Genomic DNA, 7,935 nt, shown 5'->3' on the forward strand with positions numbered 1-7,935 from the left:
GTCCTGCCAGGGCCGACCGATGCGCGCGAAGGCCAGCTGGAGTGAACTGGGGGCCGGGTGAAAACGCAGTTGATCCGCCGGCAGCCCCTCCAGCAGCAGCCGCCCGATCCCGAACCAGAGCGGATCGCCACTGGCCAGCACCACCGCTGGTTGCCCAGCATCCAGACCCCGGAGCTGCTCGAGCAGTGGCTCCGGCTGATCGCTCGCAATGAGCGCAAGTCCACCAACGCCAGCCCAGCTCTGCAGGGCGGCGTGCAGCCGGCGGGGTGCAGCCACCAACGCTGCCTGGCGCAGGAGCTCCTGGTGAGCCGGCGGCAGGCTGGCCGGAGCGCCGGCGTCGGTGCCGATCACCTCAATCATCTCGCCATTGTGAGCGTCAGGCGTTCTGCAGAGGAGCCGAAACTGCCTTACTCTCCGGCCAACTGTCTGAGTCTGCGCCCTACGCGATGGCTGTTCGACTGACCGCACTCACCGGAGCTCTGCTCAGCCTCACCCTGGGGGTTCTGCAACCGGTCCAAGCCGAAACCGTGCTCGAGCGGGTGAGCCGCACCGGCAGGCTGAACACTGTGGTGCTCAATGGCGACCTGCCTTACACCACCCAGCAGGGCAATGGCTACGTGGGCCTTGGCATGGAGTTTGCCAAGGAGATCCAAAAAGAAGTGAGCGAATACACCGGCAAGCCTGTGCAGCTGGTGCCACAACCGGTGAATTCGATCAATGAAGGCCTTGCCGCCATCGCCAGCGGCGCTGTCGACCTCTCCTGTGGGGCCGGCTTCAGCTGGGGCCGCTCGATGTTTGTTGATTACTCGCTGCCCTTTGCCCTCAGCGGCACCCGCCTGATCACCCCTGCCGGCAATGACGGCACCCCTGCGGCACTGCAGGGCAAAACCATCGGCGCGGTGAAGAACAGCCTCTCGGCTCACGCCATCGAGAAATCCGTCACCGGCGGTGAACTGGCTCTGTTTGACAATCCCGCCGCAGCCCTGGAAGCCCTGAAGAAGGGCGAGATTCAGTTCCTCGCCGGCGACAGCCTCTGGCTGCTCGCCAACCGCGGCGCTGTGGATCCCAATGGCAACGTTGCCCCCTCGGTGCCTTACAACCGCGCAGCCGTGGGCTGTGTTGTGCCCGAGAACAACTCCGGCCTGCTCAACCTCAGCAACCTGGCGATCGCCAAGCTGATGCAGGCCTACATCAACGACGATCCCTCTGCCTTGCAGCGCATCAACCAGTGGGTGGGCCCTGGCAGCACGGTGAATCTGAGCCAAGACCTGATCAAGGCCTACTTCACCAACGTGTTGCTCACCGCCGCGCTGCTGAACCTGTCCTGAGCCTCCAGCACTGCTGACTTCACTGCACACACCACTGCAACCACCACTGCACTGCGCGCACAACTGCCATGGCACCCCGTTCCCTTCTGCAGCTGCTCACCCTCACCGCCGCTGCTGCCGTGTTCACCGAAACGGCTCAGGCAGCTGTGTATCAAGCGCCTGATCTGAGCAACCCGCTCGAAAGCCGCATTCAGGCCCTGCGCGATGGCGCCTGGCAGCCCCAGCTGAGCACGGCTGGCAACGGCGAGCTGCTGGCCCGCTACTGGGGCAACGGTGGTGGCCGCGCCTGGGGCAATGGCGGCGGTTGGCGCAATGGTGGTGGCTGGGGCAACGGCGCTCGCTACTACGGCGGCGGTGTGAACGTGAACCTCGGCTGGCCCAATGGCGGTTGGGGCAACGGCGGCTGGGGCAACGTGCTACCCGGCAGCTTCATCAACTGGTGATCAGCGGCGAGATCACGGCAATCGGCTCCGCTCCTGACGATCTCGAGCTGAGCCGCTTCGGCCCGATCGGGCTGGTGGTGGTGCAATCCACCTCCCTCTGCAATCTCGACTGCGATTACTGCTACCTGCCGGATCGCCAGAGGCGGCGGGTGTTCGATCTGGAGCTGCTGCCGCTGCTGTTGCAGCGGATCCTCGAGAGCCCCTTCTGCGGGCCTCAGCTTTCGCTGGTGTGGCACGCCGGTGAGCCGCTCACGCTTCCCTGCAGCTACTACGACGAAGCCACGGCGATCATCGAGCGCTGCGTGCAGGAGTTCACCGCCGGAGCGGTGGTGATCGAGCAGCACGTGCAAACCAATGGCACGCTGATCAATGACGCCTGGTGCGACTGCTTCCAGCGCAACGGCATCGTGGTGGGCGTGAGTGTGGATGGGCCAGCTGCCATCCACGACGCCCATCGCCGCTTCCGCAACGGCAACGCCTCCCATCACCTCACGATGCGGGGGATCGAGGCGCTCAAGCGCCACGGCATCCCCTGCCACGTGATCGCAGTGGTGACGGCCGCCGCGATGGAGCAACCCGAGGCGATGTATCGCTTCTTCCGCGACAACGGCATCACCTCCGTGGGCTTCAACGTGGAGGAGCAGGAGGGTGTGCACACCAGCTCCTCGATGCAGGGCCTCGAGCAGGAGGAGCGCTACCGGCAGTTCCTCAGCCGCTTCTGGCAGCTGAGCGAGGCCGATGGTCACCCGCTGGTGCTGCGGGAGTTCCAGCAGGTGATCGATCTGATCCAGCGCAACCGCCGCCTCAACCAGAACGAACTCAACCGTCCCTATTCCATCCTCAGCGTGGATTGGCAGGGCAACTTCTCCACCTTCGATCCCGAGCTGCTATCGGTGAGCAGCGAGCGCTATGGCAGCTTCAATCTGGGCAACATCCGCACCACCAGCCTGCTGGAGGCGGCCTGCAGCCCACGCTTTCAACAGCTGTGGAGCGATGTGAGCTCCGGCATGGCGCGCTGCCAGAGCACTTGCGATTACTACGGTCTCTGCGGCGGTGGCATGGGCAGCAACAAGTTCTGGGAGCACGGCACGCTCGATTGCAGCGAAACCAGCGCCTGCCGCTTCCGCACCCAAATCCCGGTGCAGGTGCTGCTCGATCGCTTCGAGGCTGCTCCAGCAGCCGCCACCTGAGATGCCGCTGAACCTCGATGCCCTGATCCGGCTGCTGGTGCTGGTGGGGCTCGGCATCGCTTGCGCCCTGATCCTGCAGCCCTTTGCCGAGATCCTTCTGTGGGCCGGACTGCTGGCCGTGATTCTCAAACCACTACAGCTGTGGCTGCAGCGCCACCTGCGGCTGGGGCGCTGGTGGTCAGCGGGGCTGATCATGCTGGTGGGGCTACTCGTGCTGCTCGGCCCGGTGGGGGCCCTGGCAGCGGCACTCCTAAGCAACGTGAGTGAGCTGCTGGAGCTGGTGCGCCACGGCAAAGAGGCCCTACCCCAACCACCACCGCTGCTGCTGAGCATCCCTGTGCTGGGGCCAGCGATCAAGCCGCTCTGGCACGGCTTGATCAGCGATCTGCATGGCCTGCTGCGCAGCCACTCCGACACGCTCACCACCGTGATCACCCGGATGCTCGAGACGACCCTGGCCAAGGGGCTGGGCTTCCTCCGGCTGCTGGTGAGCCTGGTGGTGGCGGCTGTGATGTTGGTGTACTCCGATTCATTGCTGCTGCGGCTGCGGCGCCTGCTGCATCGGTTAGCGCCGGAGCATGCCGAAACGGTGCAGCTGATCACGGCCACCACCGTGCGCAATGTGTCGCGGGGGGTGGTGGGCGTGGCCTTCCTGCAATCGCTGTTGATCGGCCTGGGCCTGATTGCCGCCGATGTGCCCTGGTCTGGGCTGCTCACCTTGCTGGCGCTGATCCTGTGCTTGATGCAGATCGGGCCGCTGCCGGTGGTGTTCATCGCCCTGTTGCTGGCCTGGAGCCATCTGCCACCCCTGATGGCCTTGCTGCTTACCCTCTGGCTGTTGGCCGCCACCTTGCTAGAGCACCTGCTCAAACCGCTGCTGATGGCCCGTGGGCTGCCGGTGCCGATGCTGGTGATCCTGGTGGGCGTGCTGGGAGGCACGCTGAAGGCAGGGCTTGCAGGACTATTCCTTGGGCCGGTGGTGCTGTCGCTGGGTTATCACTTTGTGCGCCTCTGGGTGGGTACCAGCGCACACCCCTCCCCCTGAAGTCGATGTCTACCGCCGATCGCCGCCAGCGCATCCACGAACTGGTGTTGGCCCTGATCAGCCAACAGAGCGAACTCGATCTGCTCGATGGCGATCACACGGGCAGCCTGGCCGCCGCCCAGGGCAACCCCGCCGGCTGGCTCGAGCGCAACCGTCGCGTGGTGCAGCGCTATCAGGCGCTGGTGCGCTCAGCTGTCACCATCGATGCCCTGGTGGATCAGGACGTAGGGGGAGAGGCGCCAACCAACAAGCTCTGACAAGCTGGCGGCACCTTCTGCTGCCCCATGGCGCGCTTCGGCCTGTCTGCCTTGAACTCTCTGCTGCGTCGCAAGGGACTGGGCCGCGCCACCACATCCAACTGGCAGCCGCCACAGGCCAGCTGGAGCCGCCCCCTCGGGCTCGGCTGGCAGAAGCCCTACACCGTTCGCTACGCCAGCAACCTCGACGACGGCCCCAACCACGGCATGCCCCTGGGGGGCTTTGGCACCGGCTGCATCGGGCGAGCGCCGGATGGCAACTTCAACCTCTGGCATCTCGACGGCGGCGAACACTGGTTTGGGGTGTTGCCCGACTGCCAGTTCGCGCTGTTTGAGAGCAACGGCGAGCAGAGCCGAGCCCATGCCCTGGCGGTGAAACCGGTGCGCGATGCCTCCCGGCCTGAGGCTGTTGAACCCCTCCCGAGCTGGAACTGGTACCCCGCCAGCAGCCCCGATCGCACCACGGGTACCTATGCGGCTCGCTATCCGCTCAGCTGGAGCCACTACCAGGGCGTCTACGACGCCGAGGTGAGCTGCCAGGCCTTCAGCCCGATCCTGCCGGGCAACTACCAGCAGACCAGCTACCCGCTGGCGGTGTTTGTGTGGACCCTGCGCAACCCCAGCCGCAAACCACTCGATCTCTCGCTGCTGCTCACCTGGCGCAACACCACCGGCTGGTTCACCAACACCGATTCCTCGGCCGAGGTGCACTTCCGCGATGACGGCAGCCCGGAGCACAACTACGCCCCGGCGATCGGCAAGAGCGAAGGGCATCGCAACCGCTGGGTCGACGATGGCTCCCTGAAAGGCGTGCTGCTGGCAGGAGACGTCTCCCAACCGGTTGCTGAAGGTGAAGGCCAGTGGTGCATCGCCACGACGCAGCAGCCCGGGGTGAGCATCCAGCGCTGCAGCCGCTGGAATCCCCACGGCGATGGCAGCGAGATCTGGGGCAGCTTCAGCCGCGATGGCTCCATCCCCGACAGCAACAACGACCGCCGCAGCAGTGCCGCCGATCCCGCCAGTGCGGCCCTGGCGGTGCAGTGCCGACTGGAGCCGGGCCAGAGCATCGAGATCCCGGTGGTGATCAGCTGGGATCTGCCAGTTACAGCCTTCGCCACAGGCACCAGCGCCCTGCGCCGCTACACCGATTTCTTCGGCGCCAGCGCCGATCAAGCCGCCGCCATCGCTGCCGAGGGCCTGCGCGACTGGCGCAGCTGGCGTGATCAGATCGAAACCTGGCAGCAGCCGGTGCTTGAGCGCAGCGATCTACCCGAGCCGCTGCGGATGGCCTTGTTCAACGAGCTCTACGACCTCTGCAGTGGCGGCAGCCTCTGGAGCGCAGCATCCAGGGAGGATCCCTACGGCCGCTTCGGCGTACTCGAGTGCCTCGACTACGCCTGGTACGAAAGCCTCGATGTGCGCCTCTACGGCTCACTGGCGCTGCTGCAACTCTGGCCCGAGCTCGACAAGGCCGTGCTGCGCAGCTTTGCGCGGGCCATTCCCGCCGCCGATGCCACCCCACGGCCGATTGGTTGGTATTTCACCCAGGGCAAAGGGCGGGTGGAAGCAGCCCGCAAGGTGAAGGGCGCCACCCCCCACGACCTGGGCGCACCGAACGAGCGGCCCTGGGAGGCCACCAACTACACCGCTTATCAAGACTGCAACCTCTGGAAAGACCTGGCCAGCGACTACGTGTTGCAGGTGTGGCGCACCTTCAAGCTGGCGCCCAACGGCGAAGACATCAACTTCCTGGCGGAGTGCTGGCCGGCAGCCGTGGAAGCACTCCACTACCTGAAAACCTTCGATGCCAACAACGACGGCTTGCCCGACAACGGCGGTGCGCCCGATCAAACCTTCGACGACTGGCCGCTCAAGGGGGTGAGTGCCTACTGCGGCGCCCTCTGGATCGCCGCCCTGGAAGCCGCATTGGCGATCGCCCAGCAACTGCAGCTCAGCACCGGACTCGACACCTCAAGCGAACAACGCACCTTCAGCAGCTGGCTGGAGCAATCGCGCGCCAACTTCGACACGCTGCTCTGGAACGGCGAGTACTACGACATCGACGCCGAAAGCGGCACCCCCGTGGTGATGGCCGATCAGCTCTGCGGTGATTTCTATGCCCGCCTGCTGGGGCTGCCTCCTGTGGTGAGCGAAACCAACAGCCGCAGCACCCTCAAGGCGGTGAAGGAAGCCTGCTTTGAAGCCTTTGAGGGCGGCAAGCTCGGCGTAGCCAATGGCCTGCGGCGCGACGGCACCCCCCTCGATCCCAACGGCACCCACCCGCTCGAGGTGTGGACCGGCATCAACTTCGGCATCGCCAGCTACTACCGCCTCATGGGCGACACCACCACCGCCCTGGCGATCACCGCGGCGGTGGTGGATCAGGTGTACGGCGGCGGTCTTCAGTTCCGCACGCCCGAGGCGATCACGGCGGTGAACACCTTCCGCGCCTGCCATTACCTGCGGGCGATGGCGATCTGGGGGGTGTGGGCCACCCACACCAACTGGCAGCCGATTCCGGGTGCAGAGCGAAGCTGACCCGCTCCGTTCCATACGCTGAACGCCAGATCTGCAGCTCTATGGCATCGGGTTCACTCATTCGGGGGCTGCTGGCCTGGTTGGCCGGAGCCCTGCTGCTGTTCACTCCGCTGCAGCCGGCCTGGGCCCAGGTGCATGCCCACCCGGATGAAAACGGCCAGGAGGTGGTGCGCAGCCTCGAGAGCCTGCGCGATCTCGACTACCAGAGCTGGCAGGCCGTGGCCTACCGCACTGGCCCTCCCGGCGGGCCGGTGACCCTGCGGATCGTGGGCTATCCCGGCAAAGTGCGCCTTGATCACCCCACCTCCTTGATCGTGCACTCCGGGCGAGGCACCTGGACGCTCGACGACATCACCACCGCCAATCCCAAGCTGGTGAGCGACGGCCGCGATGCCGCCGCCGAGTTCAACCTCAGCCCGCTGCTGGCCGATTTGCATCAGAACCGGCCGCTGCGGCTGGAGCTTCCCGGAGTGTTTGTGGAGCTGCCGGTGCCGCCTTTTGTGGTGGGTGAATGGCGCAGCCTGCCCAGCTGGCGCGAGGGATGAGCGCCCCATGGCGCCCTTGGATGCAGCGGGCGCTGCAACTGGCCGCCCTCGGTCAGGGCCGTACCAGTCCCAATCCCCTGGTGGGTTGCGTGGTGCTGGATGCGAACGGCCAACTGGTGGGCGAGGGCTTTCATCAGCGGGCCGGCACGCCCCATGCGGAGGTGCATGCGCTGCGTCAGGCCAGGGAGCGCGCCCGCGGCGGCACCGCGGTCGTCACGCTTGAGCCTTGCTGCCATCACGGCCGAACCCCTCCCTGCAGTGAAGCCTTGATCGCCGCAGGTGTGGCGCGCGTGGTGGTGGCGATGCGCGATCCCGACCCGCGGGTGGCCGGAGGTGGCATCGCCCAGCTGCAGAGCGCAGGCATCGAAGTGATCGTGGGGGTGTGCGAGGCCGAAGCCCGCCAGCTCAACCGCGCCTTCATCCACCGGGTGGAACACAGCCGCCCGCTGGGGCTGCTCAAGTGGGCGATGAGCCTCGATGGCCGCACAGCCCTGCCCAACGGCTCCAGCCAGTGGATCTCGGGGCAAGCAGCACGGGGCTGGGTGCATCAACTGCGGAGCCGCTGCGATGCGGTGATCGTGGGGGGCGG

General features: G+C 66.2%; 9 protein-coding genes. 8 read left to right on the forward strand and 1 reads right to left on the reverse strand.

Features of this window, described 5'->3' with window-relative positions:
• The coding region (cbiE, locus tag ACIQ2E_RS10360) for a precorrin-6y C5,15-methyltransferase (decarboxylating) subunit CbiE (protein WP_398329893.1) at positions 1-360 on the reverse strand (360 nt) is incomplete at its 3' end.
• 86 nt (positions 361-446) lie between these two features.
• On the opposite strand from cbiE, the gene grrP reads away from it, so the two are divergent.
• From grrP to ribD, 8 genes are all read left to right on the forward strand, one after another.
• Positions 447-1,328: an extracellular substrate binding-like orphan protein GrrP gene (gene grrP / locus ACIQ2E_RS10365; RefSeq protein ID WP_398329896.1), complete on the forward strand. Its 882-nt coding sequence runs from the start codon at positions 447-449 to the stop codon at positions 1,326-1,328.
• 68 nt (positions 1,329-1,396) lie between these two features.
• Positions 1,397-1,771, forward strand: a complete 375-nt coding sequence (gene grrA / locus ACIQ2E_RS10370; RefSeq protein WP_398329899.1) for a GrrA/OscA1 family cyclophane-containing rSAM-modified RiPP — start codon at positions 1,397-1,399, stop codon at positions 1,769-1,771.
• Positions 1,768-2,961, forward strand: a complete 1,194-nt coding sequence (grrM, locus tag ACIQ2E_RS10375; RefSeq protein WP_398329902.1) for a cyclophane-forming radical SAM/SPASM peptide maturase GrrM/OscB — start codon at positions 1,768-1,770, stop codon at positions 2,959-2,961. Before grrA ends, grrM begins: the two co-directional genes overlap by 4 nt.
• Before the next feature lies 1 nt (position 2,962).
• A complete protein-coding gene (locus ACIQ2E_RS10380; RefSeq protein ID WP_398329905.1) occupies positions 2,963-4,006 on the forward strand; it encodes an AI-2E family transporter in 1,044 nt (347 codons plus the stop codon).
• Positions 4,007-4,011: 5 nt separating this feature from the next.
• Positions 4,012-4,263 (forward strand): hypothetical protein, encoded by a 252-nt coding sequence (locus ACIQ2E_RS10385; RefSeq protein WP_398329908.1) that lies wholly within the window; start codon positions 4,012-4,014, stop codon positions 4,261-4,263.
• 27 nt (positions 4,264-4,290) lie between these two features.
• Complete coding sequence (locus tag ACIQ2E_RS10390) at positions 4,291-6,801, forward strand: GH116 family glycosyl hydrolase (protein WP_398329911.1); 2,511 nt, start codon at positions 4,291-4,293, stop codon at positions 6,799-6,801.
• A gap of 41 nt (positions 6,802-6,842) precedes the next feature.
• Entirely contained in the window at positions 6,843-7,346 is a 504-nt protein-coding gene (locus ACIQ2E_RS10395; protein WP_398329914.1) for a DUF3122 domain-containing protein, read from the forward strand.
• Positions 7,343-7,935 (forward strand): bifunctional diaminohydroxyphosphoribosylaminopyrimidine deaminase/5-amino-6-(5-phosphoribosylamino)uracil reductase RibD (ribD, locus tag ACIQ2E_RS10400; protein ID WP_398329923.1); only part of this gene is annotated, 593 nt, incomplete at its 3' end. The genes ACIQ2E_RS10395 and ribD, both read left to right, overlap by 4 nt.

It is taken from the genome of Vulcanococcus sp. (assembly GCF_044369115.1).
Taxonomy (GTDB): Bacteria; Cyanobacteriota; Cyanobacteriia; order PCC-6307; family Cyanobiaceae; genus Vulcanococcus.

Bases quoted from the DNA above. Each gene is read 5' to 3' on its own strand.
- grrP (WP_398329896.1), top strand. From the start codon at position 447: ATGGCTGTTCGACTGACCGCACTCACCGGAGCTCTGCTCAGCCTCACC.
- grrA (WP_398329899.1), top strand. From the start codon at position 1,397: ATGGCACCCCGTTCCCTTCTGCAGCTGCTCACCCTCACCGCCGCTGCT.
- ACIQ2E_RS10380 (WP_398329905.1), top strand. From the start codon at position 2,963: ATGCCGCTGAACCTCGATGCCCTGATCCGGCTGCTGGTGCTGGTGGGG.
- ACIQ2E_RS10385 (WP_398329908.1), top strand. From the start codon at position 4,012: ATGTCTACCGCCGATCGCCGCCAGCGCATCCACGAACTGGTGTTGGCC.
- ACIQ2E_RS10390 (WP_398329911.1), top strand. From the start codon at position 4,291: ATGGCGCGCTTCGGCCTGTCTGCCTTGAACTCTCTGCTGCGTCGCAAG.
- ACIQ2E_RS10395 (WP_398329914.1), top strand. From the start codon at position 6,843: ATGGCATCGGGTTCACTCATTCGGGGGCTGCTGGCCTGGTTGGCCGGA.